The organism is Metabacillus sp. YM-086, from assembly GCF_048059995.1.
GTDB lineage: Bacteria > Bacillota > Bacilli > Bacillales > Bacillaceae > Metabacillus > Metabacillus litoralis_B.
In genome coordinates, this window is record NZ_JBLUOI010000029.1 from 1 (window position 1) to 14,986 (window position 14,986).

General features: G+C 37.2%; 21 protein-coding genes and 1 pseudogene. 1 reads left to right on the top strand and 21 read right to left on the bottom strand.

Features of this window, described 5'->3' with window-relative positions:
- Positions 1-311 precede the first annotated feature (311 nt).
- Positions 312-911, bottom strand: coding sequence for a KinB-signaling pathway activation protein (locus ACEWK1_RS13660; protein WP_251406638.1), 600 nt, complete (start codon positions 909-911; stop codon positions 312-314).
- A gap of 146 nt (positions 912-1,057) precedes the next feature.
- On the opposite strand from ACEWK1_RS13660, the gene gerD reads away from it, so the two are divergent.
- A complete protein-coding gene (gene gerD, locus ACEWK1_RS13665; RefSeq protein WP_121664200.1) occupies positions 1,058-1,693 on the top strand; it encodes a spore germination lipoprotein GerD in 636 nt (211 codons plus the stop codon).
- Positions 1,694-1,723: 30 nt separating this feature from the next.
- Here gerD and ACEWK1_RS13670 read toward each other — a convergent pair whose 3' ends face one another.
- From ACEWK1_RS13670 to rplO, 20 genes and pseudogenes are all read right to left on the bottom strand, one after another.
- Complete coding sequence (locus ACEWK1_RS13670) at positions 1,724-2,785, bottom strand: Mrp/NBP35 family ATP-binding protein (protein WP_121664199.1); 1,062 nt, start codon at positions 2,783-2,785, stop codon at positions 1,724-1,726.
- An 86-nt stretch (positions 2,786-2,871) separates the two neighbouring features.
- Positions 2,872-3,585: an N-acetylmuramoyl-L-alanine amidase CwlD gene (gene cwlD, locus ACEWK1_RS13675; RefSeq protein WP_121664198.1), complete on the bottom strand. Its 714-nt coding sequence runs from the start codon at positions 3,583-3,585 to the stop codon at positions 2,872-2,874.
- A 75-nt stretch (positions 3,586-3,660) separates the two neighbouring features.
- Complete coding sequence (locus ACEWK1_RS13680; protein ID WP_121664197.1) at positions 3,661-4,098, bottom strand: DUF2521 family protein; 438 nt, start codon at positions 4,096-4,098, stop codon at positions 3,661-3,663.
- A 224-nt stretch (positions 4,099-4,322) separates the two neighbouring features.
- A complete protein-coding gene (rpsI, locus tag ACEWK1_RS13685) occupies positions 4,323-4,715 on the bottom strand; it encodes a 30S ribosomal protein S9 (protein WP_212138663.1) in 393 nt (130 codons plus the stop codon).
- Between the two features lie 22 nt (positions 4,716-4,737).
- Positions 4,738-5,175, bottom strand: a complete 438-nt coding sequence (rplM, locus tag ACEWK1_RS13690; protein ID WP_121664195.1) for a 50S ribosomal protein L13 — start codon at positions 5,173-5,175, stop codon at positions 4,738-4,740.
- Between the two features lie 155 nt (positions 5,176-5,330).
- Complete coding sequence (truA, locus tag ACEWK1_RS13695; RefSeq protein ID WP_121664194.1) at positions 5,331-6,071, bottom strand: tRNA pseudouridine(38-40) synthase TruA; 741 nt, start codon at positions 6,069-6,071, stop codon at positions 5,331-5,333.
- Between the two features lie 9 nt (positions 6,072-6,080).
- A complete protein-coding gene (locus ACEWK1_RS13700) occupies positions 6,081-6,878 on the bottom strand; it encodes an energy-coupling factor transporter transmembrane component T family protein (protein WP_212138664.1) in 798 nt (265 codons plus the stop codon).
- Complete coding sequence (locus ACEWK1_RS13705) at positions 6,875-7,741, bottom strand: energy-coupling factor ABC transporter ATP-binding protein (RefSeq protein WP_212138665.1); 867 nt, start codon at positions 7,739-7,741, stop codon at positions 6,875-6,877. Before ACEWK1_RS13705 ends, ACEWK1_RS13700 begins: the two co-directional genes overlap by 4 nt.
- On the bottom strand, positions 7,717-8,556 hold the full coding sequence (locus ACEWK1_RS13710; protein ID WP_212138666.1) for an energy-coupling factor ABC transporter ATP-binding protein: 840 nt from the start codon (positions 8,554-8,556) through the stop codon (positions 7,717-7,719). The genes ACEWK1_RS13705 and ACEWK1_RS13710 overlap by 25 nt, the downstream gene beginning before the upstream one ends.
- 164 nt (positions 8,557-8,720) lie before the next feature.
- A complete protein-coding gene (gene rplQ, locus ACEWK1_RS13715) occupies positions 8,721-9,116 on the bottom strand; it encodes a 50S ribosomal protein L17 (protein WP_098798303.1) in 396 nt (131 codons plus the stop codon).
- A gap of 102 nt (positions 9,117-9,218) precedes the next feature.
- The gene (locus ACEWK1_RS13720; protein ID WP_098798304.1) at positions 9,219-10,163 is read right to left on the bottom strand and encodes a DNA-directed RNA polymerase subunit alpha; all 945 of its coding nucleotides are present in this window, start codon (positions 10,161-10,163) and stop codon (positions 9,219-9,221) included.
- A 176-nt stretch (positions 10,164-10,339) separates the two neighbouring features.
- Positions 10,340-10,729, bottom strand: coding sequence for a 30S ribosomal protein S11 (gene rpsK, locus ACEWK1_RS13725; RefSeq protein WP_098798305.1), 390 nt, complete (start codon positions 10,727-10,729; stop codon positions 10,340-10,342).
- A gap of 22 nt (positions 10,730-10,751) precedes the next feature.
- On the bottom strand, positions 10,752-11,117 hold the full coding sequence (gene rpsM / locus ACEWK1_RS13730) for a 30S ribosomal protein S13 (protein WP_098798306.1): 366 nt from the start codon (positions 11,115-11,117) through the stop codon (positions 10,752-10,754).
- A gap of 22 nt (positions 11,118-11,139) precedes the next feature.
- On the bottom strand, positions 11,140-11,253 hold the full coding sequence (gene rpmJ, locus ACEWK1_RS13735) for a 50S ribosomal protein L36 (RefSeq protein WP_003156543.1): 114 nt from the start codon (positions 11,251-11,253) through the stop codon (positions 11,140-11,142).
- 36 nt (positions 11,254-11,289) lie between these two features.
- Positions 11,290-11,508: a translation initiation factor IF-1 gene (infA, locus tag ACEWK1_RS13740; RefSeq protein ID WP_003348578.1), complete on the bottom strand. Its 219-nt coding sequence runs from the start codon at positions 11,506-11,508 to the stop codon at positions 11,290-11,292.
- Positions 11,486-11,623, bottom strand: a pseudogene (locus ACEWK1_RS13745) (RNA-binding protein); the annotation flags it as partial. The gene infA and the pseudogene ACEWK1_RS13745, both read right to left, overlap by 23 nt.
- Positions 11,624-11,793: 170 nt before the next feature.
- Positions 11,794-12,540: a type I methionyl aminopeptidase gene (map, locus tag ACEWK1_RS13750; RefSeq protein WP_121664190.1), complete on the bottom strand. Its 747-nt coding sequence runs from the start codon at positions 12,538-12,540 to the stop codon at positions 11,794-11,796.
- On the bottom strand, positions 12,537-13,190 hold the full coding sequence (locus tag ACEWK1_RS13755; RefSeq protein ID WP_098798308.1) for an adenylate kinase: 654 nt from the start codon (positions 13,188-13,190) through the stop codon (positions 12,537-12,539). The genes map and ACEWK1_RS13755 overlap by 4 nt, the downstream gene beginning before the upstream one ends.
- 58 nt (positions 13,191-13,248) lie before the next feature.
- The gene (secY, locus tag ACEWK1_RS13760) at positions 13,249-14,541 is read right to left on the bottom strand and encodes a preprotein translocase subunit SecY (RefSeq protein ID WP_121664189.1); all 1,293 of its coding nucleotides are present in this window, start codon (positions 14,539-14,541) and stop codon (positions 13,249-13,251) included.
- Positions 14,541-14,981, bottom strand: coding sequence for a 50S ribosomal protein L15 (gene rplO / locus ACEWK1_RS13765; RefSeq protein WP_121664188.1), 441 nt, complete (start codon positions 14,979-14,981; stop codon positions 14,541-14,543). Before rplO ends, secY begins: the two co-directional genes overlap by 1 nt.
- Positions 14,982-14,986: the final 5 nt, after the last annotated feature.

Genomic DNA, 14,986 nt, shown 5'->3' on the forward strand with positions numbered 1-14,986 from the left:
AAGACCATTTCTCTTGTTCCTCATACTACTTTTGATCATCATCTCCTTTATGAAGACCATTTCTCTTATTCCCCATATCACTTTTAGCCTTCATCTCCTCTATGAAGACCATTCCTCTTGTTCCTCATACTACTTTTGGTCTTCATCTGCTTTATGAAGACCATTTTTCTTATTCCCCATACTACTTTTGGTCTTCATCTCCTTTATATTTAAATATCATCCCTTAAAAAGCTTTTATAAATAAAAGGGATACAAATCATATGATTTGTATCCCTTTACCTTAGAGGTAGATCCTACACTTGGGAGTTAGCTTATTTTTGCTGAAGAAATTTAGGAAGCATTAATAATTGGTAGGCATTACAGATCTGAATAGGAATAAGCATGAGTAATAGCCAGTCCTCTTCGTTAACGCGTAATGCTGGAAACCATTCAATAACAGTTACAACAATCATAAAGAATAAAGCAGGTACAAATGCCTCTTTATTTGTATCCTTTCTTTTCATGAAAGCAACTAAAAGTCCAACAATAAATACATAACCTGCTATTAAGATGTAAGATGTTAACGCTTCATTCTCTTTACTGAATAACTGATATCGGAAGTAAACTAAGTCAAACAAAACAAAAATAACTAAAATAAGCTGAGCAATATTCCATAAGGAAGTTGATCTAAATACTCCTAACCCGAACCTATGTATGGTTAAATAAGCGAAAAAACCCATTTGAGATATCACGCTAAAAATTAAACCTACTCCGAATAACCAGAATAAAACAGATAAAATCTCAAGTACATCAAAAGTAATAAATAATTCTTTATATTCTTCCCATTTCAGGAGAAACCCAATAACACTTGTAGCTACTCCACCAACTAGCAAAGTACTTAAAAATAATCGAACCCAATTTCTACTTTTCACTTATATATCCTCCATCATATTACTCCTTATGATTTTACCAATCCTTCATTAAAAAAGCCATACGTAACGATTTTCCTCGTATAAATTCTCTAATCTAAATCAAAATATATATAGTATCACGCAAATAGAAAGGAGCTTGGATTACCATGAAGAGATACTCGCTCCTCATGACTTTAGCTGTTTTTATCTTTATGTCTGGGTGTGCCCCGAGAGAAGAATCAGGCACACAAATGGACTATGAGGAAACTAAAAAGATGGTTGTTGATATATTAAAAACAGACGATGGGAAAAAGGCATTACAGGAAGTCATGAAAGATGAAGAAATGAAACAGGTTCTAATCATGGACCAAAGCATTGTGAAAGAAACAATTAAAACAACTTTAACCTCTAAAGAAGGAACTAAATTTTGGCAAAAGGTATTTGAGGATCCAAAATTTGTTGAAAGCTTTGCAACAAGTATTAAGGATGAACATGAGAAGGTTATTAAAGAGCTAATGAAAGACCCTGACTATCAGAAATTACTTATCGATGTTTTTAAAGATCCAGAAATGGAAAAGAATTTCCTTACCGCAGTTAAAAGTCAAGAATTTAGAAAGCATCTTCAAGAAGTAATAACTGAAACCCTTTCTAGCCCACTATATAAAGCACAAATTCAAGAAACTCTGTTAAAAGCTGCTGAGGAGGCTGGCCAACAAAGTGGTGGTGGTCAAGAAGCTGAGCAAGGTGGTGGCGGCGAACAAAGTGGTGGAAGTGGAGAAGAAGGTGGCGGTGGAGGTAGTTAACAATAAAAAAAGCGCTAATATAGCGCTTTTTTATGCTTTCACTGGAATTAATTTAGTCACTTGTTGTCCTATTGAATCATATATTTTTCCTATTGGATGGTCTGCAGCATACACAGATGGTGCAAAATCATCGTCATTCCAGTCTGGTTGTTGTAAAGGAATTTTTCCTAATAACGGTACTCTTAACTCTTCAGCTAATTTCTCACCGCCGCCACGGCCAAATACATATTCTTTCTCGCCTGTTTTGGCACTTTCAAAATAAGCCATATTTTCTACAACACCAATTACTTCATGATCAGTTTGTAATGCCATGGCTCCCGCTCTAGCTGCTACAAATGCCGCTGTAGGATGAGGCGTTGACACAATGATTTCTTTACAAGAAGGAAGCATTGAATGAACATCTAATGCCACATCACCTGTTCCTGGAGGCAAATCTAATAAAAGAAAATCTAAATCTCCCCATTCAACTTCATTAAAGAAGTTATTTAACATTTTCCCAAGCATCGGGCCTCTCCAAATAACAGGTGCGTTATCTTCAACAAAAAATCCCATTGAGATCACCTTGACTCCAAATCTCTCAACCGGAATAATTTTTTCACCTTTAACAGCAGGTCTCTTTGTTATTCCCATCATATCAGGTACACTAAATCCGTATATATCTGCATCTATTAACCCTACTTTTTTCCCTAGACGTGCTAGAGACACAGCAAGATTTACCGAAACTGTTGATTTACCTACTCCACCTTTACCACTGGCGATTGCAAGAAATGTTGTTTTATTTCCAGGGGATAATAAAGAATCTGACTGATTTCCAACAGTATCTTGATAAGCAGCTATCGTTTCTTGAGAAAGTTCATGAAAACGAAGTCCAACAGATTCTGCTCCTAGCTCTTTTACTATCGCAACAACCTTTTGTTGTAATTGAAGCTGCTCTGCTGTGTTTAGTTTTGAAATGCCTATTCTCAGGCTAACATGTTGCTTTTCCTGCTTTATGTTTATTTCCTCAATAGCATTTAATTCTTCTAATGATATATGTAAGAAAGGATCTTCTAGTTTTCCTATTGCTGTTTTTATTGCATCTTCTCTTAGCATGATATTCCACCCTTATTATGAAGTCGTTTACATCAGTATAACATAATTTTCTGATAAGGTAAGAAATCAAGGCTTAGCTATGCTCCTTATTCTGGAGGATTTTTCTCATTTGAAAAATACCTTAAAACTCCATTATAGATAGAAGCAGCAACTTTATCTTGATAACTCTGAGTCTGAAGTAGTTTTTCTTCTTCTGGATTTGATAAAAATCCTACTTCAACTAGAGCACCTGGCTTTTCAAGGTTTTTAAGAAGATATACTCCATCAATCGGCTTGGCAACTCGCTCTGTATTTTCAAGATTTCTTCTTAATTCATCTTGTATATACTTTGCAATATTTTCGTTTTCAATATATCTTCCACTATAAAAAGTTTGCGCACCACTCCACTTTGCTGAAGGAATTGCATTTAGATGAATACTTAAAAATAGATCCGCTTCAGATTCATTGATTATCTTTACACGTTTTTTTAGATCCTCGGCTTTTCTTCGACTATATCCAGTGGTATCTTCTTCTGCTAAATCTACATCCTCTTCTCTCGTAAGCAATACAAGTGCACCTTGTTCTTGAAGATAATCTCTTATAATTAACGAAATACTTAAAGATATATCCTTTTCTAAGGTATCACTACCAACTGCTCCCCCATCTGGTCCTCCATGACCAGGATCAATATAAATCACCTTTCCAGTGAGCGGTAAATTCCATGATTCAAACGATTTGTTATCCGAAAATTGCCACTGAAATAGTATAAGTAATAAAACAAAGCCCCCAATAAAGCTTAACCATTTTATTTTTTTATTCATCCCTATTCCCTCCTGCTCGTCCTCATTTCAATATATGGGACAACGGATAGGAATATGATTATTCTTAATTAGAAACTAATGAAGTCTTAACTTGTATCTTTTTTCACCTTTTAGATATCCTTCTTTCCACCAAATATGAATATAATATTCACAGGCTAAGTGAATTTCCTCGAAGGAAAGGTCCCCCTCTTTTACTTTACCCCATGTAATAAAGTAGTCAAATAAATCATCAATTAACCTTTTCTCTTCTAATTGACATCTTTTATGGGCTGATTGCATAGATTCTCCATAATAGCCAAACTTACTGTACTTGGCACCAAGTAAAAATGCCTCTATAGCAAAATCGATACATCCATCTTCAACCACTGATTTTTTAAAATTACTATTAAAGCTTCCAAAACAATCATCAATTTTCCCTTTAATATCTGTTAAAGAAAGTTCTCTTAACATCTTTCTTTCATATTTTAATTCCTTCTGATGTCTCTTCTGCTTTAAAGAAATAATTTCATTCATTGTAGATGCCTCCCTTATATGTATTGTTTATCACTACCTGTTTCTCATTCGTAAAAATGCTGCCAATTTCATCTAAGAAATGAAAATGAGAAATAAAAATTATTTCCCAAGAAATGAAAAGTGACAGGCACCTCCCGAAGTTTGTCGAATAGACAATACAAATATAAAAAAGGAAATAAAAAAAGACCCCCAACCAATTGGTTGAGAGTCTTTGAAACGTAAAATTAACGTTTTGAGAACTGAGGTGCACGACGAGCGCCTTTAAGACCGTATTTTTTACGTTCTTTCATACGAGCGTCACGAGTTAATAAACCAGCGCGCTTAAGTGATGCACGGTATTCTGGATCTGCTTCTAATAAAGCACGAGAGATACCATGACGGATAGCGCCTGCTTGACCAGCATATCCACCACCTGAAACATTAACAAGAACATCATAGTTACCTGCAGTTTCAGTTAAGTTTAATGGTTGTTTAATATCTTCGATAAGTGCAGCTGATGGGATATATTCTGTAATATCACGATTGTTTACAACGATACGGCCTTCGCCTGGAACTAGACGTACACGAGCAACTGAGCTTTTACGACGACCAGTACCGTAATATTGAACCTGTGCCAAATTAATTACCTCCTCTTAATGATTATCCGCGAAGTTCGTAAACTTCAGGTTGTTGTGCTTGGTGTTGATGTTCGCTACCAGCATATACATGTAATTTCTTAGCCATTTGACGACCTAATGAACCTTTTGGAAGCATTCCTTTGATTGCTAATTCAAGCATTTTCTCAGGATAGTTCGTACGCATTTCCAAAGCAGTTCTAGATTTTAAACCACCTGGGAATTGGCTGTGACGGTAGTAAATTTTATCAGTTAATTTTTTACCTGTTAATTCAATTTTACCAGCGTTGATTAGAATTACATGATCTCCAGTGTCAACGTGTGGTGTGTAAGTTGGTTTATGCTTACCACGTAGGATAGATGCAACTTCACTTGCAAGGCGACCTAAAGTTTTGCCTTCAGCATCTACTACGTACCATTTACGTTCGATATTTGCAGCGTTTGCCATAAACGTTGTACGCATTATTTTCTTCCTCCTAGTTAGTTAAAATAAAAGATGGTTCCTATTCTATTTCATAACACGATAAGTTTCCGGGGCTTATTCGTGGGGTTGAAATACATACCATTAGATATAATATACTGTATATAACCTAATGTCAAGGGAATGTTACACCTGGTTTAGTTGTCATAGTAAACTTTCCATAAATATAAACCATGACCTGGGACAGTTTTCCCACTTAAAGATCTGTCTCTTCCATTTATTACAGCTGAAATACTTTCAGGACTCCTCATCCCTTGGCCTACTTCTAACAATGTTCCTACTAAAATCCTCACCATATTATATAAAAAACCATTACCAACAAAAGAAAAAATAATATCAGATTCCTCTTTAATTATATCAATGGAAAAAATGGTCCTAACCTTATCTTCCACTTCTGTTTTTGCTACACAAAAGCTCGTAAAATCATGTGTACCACAAAGATATTGAGATGCTTTTCTCATTAACTCCACATCTAAAGGATATGGGAAATGATACATATAATGTCGTTTAAACACATCTTGGATTTTAGCAGTATTAATTTGGTAACGATATTCTTTTTTCAGCGCATGAAATCTAGAATGAAAATCATCATCTACGTATACAGCCTCTTTAATCGATATATCATCTGGCAGCAAGCTATTTAAGGCATATGGCCATTTTTCCTCAGGAATGCTTAAATGGGTATCAAAGTGAAAAACTTGGCCTAATGCATGAACCTGTGCATCTGTTCTGCCAGACGCAAAAATCTTTACAGCTTGTCCTTTATGAAGCTTTAATAGAGAATTCTCTATTTCACTTTGAACTGTTCTTTTATTTGGTTGCACCTGATATCCGCTGAATTGTGTTCCGTCATAAGATACAATGCATTTTACTCTCATCTTTTGCTCCTATGTCCGTAAATATAGTAAGGCTACTCCTAAAACCACTAAAAGTGCCAAAAGTGAGGTATCGAGTATCCCCCATTTTAACTGACGCAACTTTGTACGCCCTTCTCCCCCGTTATATCCACGAGCCTCCATCGCTGTAGCAAGCTCCTCAGCCCTTTTAAAGGCACTAATAAACAGAGGAACAAGCAATGGAACAACAGCCTTAAAACGGTCCTTCACAGGGCCTCCTGTAAAGTCTACACCTCTTGCCATTTGTGCCTTTAATATTTTATCAGTTTCCTCCATTAATGTTGGAATAAATCTTAAAGAAATCGACATCATTAAAGCCAGTTCATGGACAGGTAGTCCAAGTTTACCAAATGGACCTAATAGACTTTCCATACCATCTGTAATTTCAATTGGAGTAGTAGTTAAAGTTAGGATCGTAGTAATTAAAATAAGATATAAAAACCTAAGTGAAATATAGATCCCTTGCTTCAGACCCTCTTCATAAATCTTCATAAATCTTAAGTCAATTAAGACTTCGCCTTCCTTTGTCACTATGAGATGCAGAAAAAAGGTAAAAAGAATAATCCACAAAACAGGCCTAAGTCCTCTTATTAAAAACCTAAGAGGTAGCTTTGTCATTAAAACAACGAAAAGGGTAAATACACCTAAAAGAGCATAAGTGAGAAAATTATTGGCAATAAAAACAATAAACACAAAAGCAAAGATTAGGATTAATTTGGCCCTAGGATCCATTCTATGAATAAGGGAAGAGCCTGGTACATATTTACCAATAATGATATTGTTCATCAAGCCTGCCCCACCTCTTTCAAAAGGGAGCTCAATTGATCAACTGTTTCCTCTAACGTTAGTGGAATCTCTCCTAAAGATATTCCTTTTGCAGCAAGCTTTTGCTGAAGCTTAACTGTTTCAGGTAAATCTAAGCCTAATGCTGAAAGCTTCTCTCCTTCACTAAAGATCTCTCTTGGAGTCCCTCTCATTTCAATGGTGCCTTTATGCATGACAATAATTTCATCAGAGTATTTTGCAGCATCCTCCATACTATGAGTAACCAAAATAATCGTTAAGTTTTGCTCACGACGAAGTTTATAGAATAAGTCCATCATTTCTTTTCGTCCTTTAGGGTCTAAACCCGCAGTAGGTTCATCCAGAACTAAAACCTCAGGACCCATAGCTAAAACACCAGCTATGGCAACTCTCCGCATTTGTCCACCACTTAAATCAAACGGTGACTTCTGTAAAATGGCTTCAGGTAAACCTACTATTTCAAGTGATTTCTTTGCCTTTTTAAAAGCATCCTCTTCACTTACACCAAAATTCATTGGACCAAAAGCTATATCTTTCTCAACCGTTTCTTCAAAAAGCTGATGTTCCGGAAATTGAAACACTATACCTACAAGCCTTCTAACTTCCTTAAGGTTCTTTTGTTTTTTACCCGCCTCAATGATATGAGAACCAATTTGAACAGAGCCATTGGTAGGCTTTAACAAACCATTTAAATGTTGTAGAATGGTGGACTTACCTGAGCCGGTGTGACCTATAATGGATAAATAGGTTCCCTTTTTAATAGAGAGGTTTACATCATAAAGTGCAAGTCGTTCAAATGGTGTTCGTGCTTGATAACGATGTTCTACATTTTTGAACGTAATGTCCATAGCTCTTCCACCAGCCCTTCTTCAGTCAAATGGTTCCCCTTAATTGGGATACCTTTCTCTCTTAACTTCTTACTTAACTGTAGAGGAAATGGCAAGTCTAAGCCGATTTTAACTAACTCATCATCAAGCTTAAATACTTCATTTGGTGTACCTTCCGCAAACTTCTTACCACCATTCATCACAATGATTCGGTCAGCTTTAGATGCTTCTTCTAAATCATGTGTTATGGAAATAACGGTTAAAGTCCCCTGATCATTCAGGTCCCTAACAGTTTGAATAACTTCTTCTCTTCCTAGTGGATCTAACATTGAAGTTGCTTCATCAAGAATGATGATATCCGGCTGAACTGCTATGACTCCTGCAATAGCAACACGTTGTTTTTGTCCACCTGAAAGATGATGCGGTTCATGTTCAAGAAATTGATCCATGCTAACCTTTTTTGTCGCCCAATCAATTCTCCTTACCATTTCATCCCTAGCAACTCCGTGATTCTCTAATCCAAAGGCTACATCATCTTTAACAGTGGTACCAACAAATTGATTATCAGGATTCTGAAAAACCATTCCAACATGTTTCCGTATATCCCAAATCGTCTCTTCAGATAATTCATTTCCACACACTCGAACCTTTCCTTTATCAGGAACATATAGTCCATTTAATATACGTGCTAGAGTTGATTTACCTGAGCCGTTATGACCAACAATAGCAAGCCATTCTCCCTTATTAACTTGTATAGATACATTCTCTAACGCAGGAGCAGCTTCTTGATGATAGTGAAATGTTATATTTTCAACATCGATGATTGTCTGACCCATCCTCGTCTCTCCTAATCTTTCTATACGTGATCATGACCACAACTCTTGGTACAGTATCAAGGGAAGGAACGTGATCAATGATGAATCTATTAATGTATTTCCTTCCCTATAAAAAAAGGGCATTGATCCAGTTATGAAACTGTCACGCCCTTGTAAGAAACTTATTAAACTAATTCAATGATGACCATTGGAGCACCGTCTCCGCGACGAGGTCCAAGTTTCATAATACGAGTGTAACCACCTTGACGGTCTTCGTAACGTGGAGCGATATCACTGAAAAGTTTTTCTAAAGCATATTTTGGCTTATCCTTTTCTTTACCTTCTTCAGTTGTAACAGATACAACTTCAGCTACTTCATTACGTACATATGCTGCAGCTAAACGACGAGCATGAAGGTCTCCGCGCTTTCCTAGTGTGATCATCTTTTCAACAGTAGAACGTAATTCTTTTGCACGAGCTTCTGTTGTTTCAATGCGCTCACTAATGATTAAGTCAGTAGTTAAGTCACGTAGCATTGCTTTACGTTGAGCACTAGTACGGCCTAATTTTCTGTATGACATGAGATGTCCCCTCCTTCGTTGTATAATGTATGTTGTTATTTAATAGAGGCAAGCTATTTTTACCGATAGCATACGAAAATGCTAGTTTTTACAAACTAGTCATCAGTCGTCTTTTCGAAGACCTAAACCTAGTTCTTCTAATTTTGCCTTAACTTCTTCAAGAGATTTACGACCTAGATTTCGAACCTTCATCATATCTTCTTCTGTTTTATGAGCTAACTCTTGCACTGTATTAATTCCAGCACGTTTTAAACAGTTGTAAGAACGTACAGATAGATCTAATTCTTCAATCGTCATCTCAAGAACTTTTTCTTTTTGATCCTCTTCTTTTTCAACCATAATCTCCGCATTTTGAGCTTCATCAGTAAGACCTACGAAGATATTAAGGTGTTCTGTAAGGATCTTAGAACCTAAAGCAATTGCTTCTTTCGGCCCTGTACTTCCATCTGTCCAAACATCTAACGTTAACTTATCATAGTTAGCAACTTGACCTACACGTGTTTTTTCTACTTGGTAGGAAACACGAGCTACTGGTGTAAAGATCGAGTCAATAGGAATAACACCTATCGGCTGGTCTTCACGTTTGTTAGAATCAGCTGGTGTATAACCACGTCCGCGCTTAGCTGTTAGCCTCATTCTAAAGCTAGCATCTGAAGCTAGAGTTGCAATATGAAGATCTGGATTTAAAATCTCTACATCACTATCATGAGTAATATCGGATGCAGTTACACTACCTTCGCCTTGAACATCAATTTCTAGCGTCTTTTCTTCATCTGAATAGATTTTAAGAGCAAGCTTTTTAATGTTTAAGATAATCGAAGTAACATCTTCAACAACACCTTCGATCGTTGAAAACTCATGAAGTACGCCATCTATTTGGATCGATGTTACAGCGGCACCAGGGAGTGAGGATAAAAGAATACGACGTAAGGAGTTACCCAAAGTTGTACCATATCCACGCTCAAGTGGCTCGACGACGAATTTACCATATTTGGCATCATCGCTGATTTCAACCGTTTCGATTTTTGGTTTTTCAATTTCTATCATCTATAAACCCTCCTTCAAAACGTCGAAACCCCGGCTAGACTCTATAGATTCATGTCTAACCGAAATTCCCCATTCAAAAGTTCCCGAATGTGCACAACAACAGAATGTTTCTGCTAGAACTTATATACTGTATCATAACCCATTATTGACAGGGATACAAAATCTATACAGAAAATTTACACACGACGACGTTTTGGTGGACGGCATCCATTATGTGGTACTGGAGTAACATCTCTGATTGCAGTTACTTCTAGACCTGCAGCTTGAAGAGAACGGATTGCAGCTTCACGTCCTGCACCTGGTCCTTTAACAGTAACTTCTAGAGTTTTTAAACCATGATCCATAGATGCTTTTGCAGCTGTTTCTGCAGCCATTTGTGCAGCGAAAGGAGTAGATTTACGAGAACCTCTAAAACCTAACGCACCAGCACTTGACCATGAAATCGCATTACCATGAGTATCAGTAATAGTAACAATCGTGTTATTGAATGTTGAACGGATATGAGCAATACCACTTTCAATATTCTTTTTCACACGACGTTTACGAGTGTTCGTTTTACGTGCCATTATTGGTTAACCTCCTTTTACCTTATTTTTTCTTGTTTGCTACTGTACGACGTGGTCCTTTACGTGTACGAGCATTGTTTTTCGTGTTTTGTCCGCGAACTGGTAAGCCACGACGGTGACGGATACCACGGAATGAACCGATCTCGATTAGACGTTTAATGTTAAGAGAGATTTCACGACGAAGGTCACCCTCAACTTTAAGCTTATCGATTACATCACGAATTTTCCCTAACTCTTCTTCAGTTAAATCACGTACACGAGTATCTTCAGAAACTCCAGCTTCAGCTAGAACTTTTTCAGCAGTAGAACGTCCGATCCCGAAAATATACGTTAATGAAATAACAACACGTTTGTCGCGAGGAATATCAACACCTGCAATACGAGCCATTATGCTTGCACCTCCTTATATATTAACCTTGTTTTTGCTTATGTTTAGGATTCTCACATATAACCATGACTTTGCCTTTTCTGCGAATAACTTTACATTTCTCACAGATCGGTTTAACAGATGGTCTGACCTTCATGATTTTAATACCTCCTTAGTAGTACGGAGTGCTAAATTATTTAAAACGGTACGTAATTCTACCACGAGTTAAATCATATGGAGATAATTCTACCGTAACTTTGTCTCCAGGTAAAATACGAATGAAATGCATGCGAATCTTTCCGGATACATGCGCTAATACCGTATGACCGTTCTCAAGTTCTACCTTAAACATTGCGTTTGGTAATGTTTCAACAACAGTTCCTTCTACTTCAATTACATCGTCTTTCGCCATTGAACTGTTCTCCCTTCTTCAAATCAGTAACTTGCTCATCGACAAACTCAGGATTATATAACCTAATTGTCACACGACCTGCTTCTAATATACTGTTCTGAACTTCTGGAGATACGCTAATAGATCATTCCTGGTGATGAAGAAAAACTCTCGCTTTCTCCGTCAGCTAAAACGATACCCCTCTTATCTTGGCGCATATTTTATAGCTGATCAAACAATTTGCTTAGTCAACTAAATACACGGTGTAACGATAATCGGATCATTTTAAGCAATGTCACCTATCGATTATGCCTTAGTCAGAATCTCAAAACCATCTTCAGTAATAGCAATAGTGTGTTCAAAGTGAGCACAGTATTTTCCATCAACTGTTACAACAGTCCAATCATCTTCCAAGGTTCTTACATAACGGGTACCTGCATTAACCATCGGTTCTATCGCTAGTACCATCCCTGGCTTTAACCTAGGACCTTTATTTGGTGGACCATAATGAGGAATCTGAGGATCTTCATGAAGCTCCTGCCCGACACCGTGACCAACATACTCTCTCACAACTGAGAAGCCATGCTCTTCAACATATGTTTGGATAGCATGAGAAATGTTAGATAATCGAACGTCTGGCTTTGCTTCTTTAAGACCCCTGAATAAAGATTCTTCTGTAACATCCAACAATCTTTGAGCTTCATCAGAAATCTTTCCAACAGGATAGGTCCAAGCTGAGTCACCATGATATCCATTATATTTCGCACCAATATCGATACTAATGATATCCCCGTCATTCAATACACGATCACCCGGTATTCCGTGAACGAGCTCTTCATTTACTGAAGCACATATGCTTCCGCGGAAACCATTATACCCTTTAAATGAAGGAATTGCATCATGTGCACGAATAAATTTTTCGGCAATTACATCCAGTTCCTTCGTCGTTACACCAGGTTTAATGTGTTTAATTAATTCTTGATGAGTTAAAGCGACAATACGTCCTGCTTCTCGCATAATTTCTAGTTCACGCTGAGTCTTACAAATGATCATGCACCTAGTCCTCCAACCAGTTGATCAACGTCGTTAAATACTAAATCGATATCCTGTTCACCATCTATATTTCTTAAATAACCTTTTTCATTATAAAAGTCTAATAGAGGTTGTGTTTGTTGAAGGTTCACTTCTAAACGATTTGCAACTGTTTCTTCGTTATCATCTGCGCGTTGGTATAGCTCGCCACCACATTTATCACACTTGCCTTCGTTAGCAGGTGGGTTAAATACTAAGTGGTACGTTGCTCCACATTGCTTACAGATACGACGACCAGTTAATCGTTCCATTAGGATATCTTTATTAACTTGTATATTAATGACATAATCAATCTGTTTGTTTAGGTCTGTTAGAATTCCTTCAAGCGCATCTGCTTGAGCTACTGTTCTTGGAAAGCCATCTAAAAGGAAACCTTTTTGACAATCATTCTTGCCTAAACGTTCACGAACAATACCAATGGTAACTTCATCGGGAACTAGTTCTCCTTTGTCAATGAAGGACTTAGCTTGTAGACCAAGTTCTGTTTCTTCTTTCATAGCAGCTCTGAACATATCTCCTGTTGAGATATGAGGGATGTCGTATTTGTCTACAATACGTTCAGCTTGAGTTCCTTTCCCAGCACCAGGAAGACCCATTAATACTAGATTCATTTGTATTCCCCCCTCAGTCTCTATTTAGAGGGAATGGGAAGGATTTCCCATATCCTCATTATTTAATAAAGCCTTTATAATGACGTTTCACTAGCTGACTTTCAAGTTGTTTCATTGTTTCAAGCGCAACACCGACAACAATTAATAAACTAGTTCCACCAATCTGTGCAGATTGAGGAAGATCAGCAAATTTAATGAAGAAAACAGGAAGAACAGCTATAGCTGCTAAGAAAAGAGAACCAACAAAAGTTAAACGATATAATACCTTTGTAACATATTCCTGCGTGCTCTTACCTGGTCTAATACCAGGGATATAACCGCCTTGTTTCTTCAAATTATCCGCCATTTGTTCAGGATTAACTTGAACAAATGTATAGAAGTACGTAAACGCTAAGATTAACGCAACATAGATAACCATACCTATAGGCTGTGTGTAATCAAAAGTTTTCGATATCCACTCTGTCACATCGTTTGGACCAAAGAAAGATGCAATAGTAGGTGGTGTAATAATAAATGATACCGCGAAGATAACAGGAATTACACCAGCTGGGTTAACTTTTAACGGTAGGTGAGTCGAATGACCGCCACCCATGTTTTTGTTACCAGCACCCTTAGCATATTGAATTGGAATTTTACGAAGTGCTTGTTGAATAAAGATCGTCCCTACTACAACAGCTAATATTGCTAAAATTAGGATGACAACTGTCACAATTTTAATGAAAAGTTGATCACCGGCATCTTCGAATTGTTGTGCATAAATTTGGTTAACAGTTGAGGGAATCCCTGCTACAATCCCTGCAAAGATGATAATGGAAATACCATTTCCTACACCTTTAGAAGTGATTTGTTCTCCTAACCACATTAAGAATGCTGTACCTGCTGTTAATACAATCGCAATTAACAAGTATGTTCCTACACCAGGATTATTAATTAATAATCCTCCTGATTGGGTGTTAAACCCGTAAGACATACCTAACGCTTGGATGAAACCTAATATTATCGTAAAGTATCTTGTAAATTGAGCTAACTTACGTCGCCCAACTTCACCTTGTTTAGACCATTCAGTAAACTTCGGAACAACATCCATCTGTAAAAGTTGAATGATGATTGAAGCTGTAATGTATGGCATTATACCCATCGCTAAAATAGAGAAGTTATATAATGCTCCACCACCGAATGTATTTAGAATTCCGAAAACGTTAAGTTCATCCTGAGCCTTTAACACATCAGCATTAACATTAGGCACAGGTATGAACGTACCAATACGAAATACCACTAACATTAAAAGGGTGAATATGATCTTACTTCTAATATCACCCACGCGCATAAAATTGGAGATTGTTTTAAACATTAGATCACCTCAGCTGTACCGCCAGCAGATTCAATTGCTTCTTTAGCAGAAGCTGAGAATTTGTTAGCTTTTACAGTAAGTTTTTTCTCTAACTGGCCGTTACCAAGGATTTTTACACCAGATTTCACATTACTTACAACGCCTGTTTCAAGTAATAAGTCTGGAGTAACCTCTGTACCGTCTTCGAAACGGTTTAGGACATCAAGGTTAACAATTGCAAAGTCCTTGCGGTTGATGTTTGTGAATCCACGTTTAGGTAAGCGTTGGAACAAAGGAGTTTGACCACCTTCGAATCCAGGACGAACTCCACCACCAGAACGAGCATTTTGTCCTTTATGACCTTTACCAGCTGTTTTACCGTTACCAGAACCGATACCACGACCAACACGATTACGTGTTTTACGTGAACCTTCTGCTGGTTTCAACTCATGAAGTTTCATCGGGA

Bases quoted from the DNA above. Each gene is read 5' to 3' on its own strand.
- gerD (WP_121664200.1), top strand. From the start codon at position 1,058: ATGAAGAGATACTCGCTCCTCATGACTTTAGCTGTTTTTATCTTTATG.
- ACEWK1_RS13670 (WP_121664199.1), bottom strand. From the start codon at position 2,785: ATGCTAAGAGAAGATGCAATAAAAACAGCAATAGGAAAACTAGAAGAT.
- cwlD (WP_121664198.1), bottom strand. From the start codon at position 3,585: ATGAATAAAAAAATAAAATGGTTAAGCTTTATTGGGGGCTTTGTTTTA.
- ACEWK1_RS13680 (WP_121664197.1), bottom strand. From the start codon at position 4,098: ATGAATGAAATTATTTCTTTAAAGCAGAAGAGACATCAGAAGGAATTA.
- rplM (WP_121664195.1), bottom strand. From the start codon at position 5,175: ATGCGTACAACGTTTATGGCAAACGCTGCAAATATCGAACGTAAATGG.
- truA (WP_121664194.1), bottom strand. From the start codon at position 6,071: ATGAGAGTAAAATGCATTGTATCTTATGACGGAACACAATTCAGCGGA.
- ACEWK1_RS13705 (WP_212138665.1), bottom strand. From the start codon at position 7,741: ATGGACATTACGTTCAAAAATGTAGAACATCGTTATCAAGCACGAACA.
- ACEWK1_RS13710 (WP_212138666.1), bottom strand. From the start codon at position 8,556: ATGGGTCAGACAATCATCGATGTTGAAAATATAACATTTCACTATCAT.
- rplQ (WP_098798303.1), bottom strand. From the start codon at position 9,116: ATGTCATACAGAAAATTAGGCCGTACTAGTGCTCAACGTAAAGCAATG.
- ACEWK1_RS13720 (WP_098798304.1), bottom strand. From the start codon at position 10,163: ATGATAGAAATTGAAAAACCAAAAATCGAAACGGTTGAAATCAGCGAT.
- rpsK (WP_098798305.1), bottom strand. From the start codon at position 10,729: ATGGCACGTAAAACGAACACTCGTAAACGTCGTGTGAAAAAGAATATT.
- rpsM (WP_098798306.1), bottom strand. From the start codon at position 11,117: ATGGCTCGTATTGCAGGTGTTGATATTCCTCGCGACAAACGTGTTGTT.
- rpmJ (WP_003156543.1), bottom strand. From the start codon at position 11,253: ATGAAGGTCAGACCATCTGTTAAACCGATCTGTGAGAAATGTAAAGTT.
- infA (WP_003348578.1), bottom strand. From the start codon at position 11,508: ATGGCGAAAGACGATGTAATTGAAGTAGAAGGAACTGTTGTTGAAACA.
- map (WP_121664190.1), bottom strand. From the start codon at position 12,540: ATGATCATTTGTAAGACTCAGCGTGAACTAGAAATTATGCGAGAAGCA.
- ACEWK1_RS13755 (WP_098798308.1), bottom strand. From the start codon at position 13,190: ATGAATCTAGTATTAATGGGTCTTCCTGGTGCTGGGAAAGGAACTCAA.
- secY (WP_121664189.1), bottom strand. From the start codon at position 14,541: ATGTTTAAAACAATCTCCAATTTTATGCGCGTGGGTGATATTAGAAGT.
- rplO (WP_121664188.1), bottom strand. From the start codon at position 14,981: ATGAAACTTCATGAGTTGAAACCAGCAGAAGGTTCACGTAAAACACGT.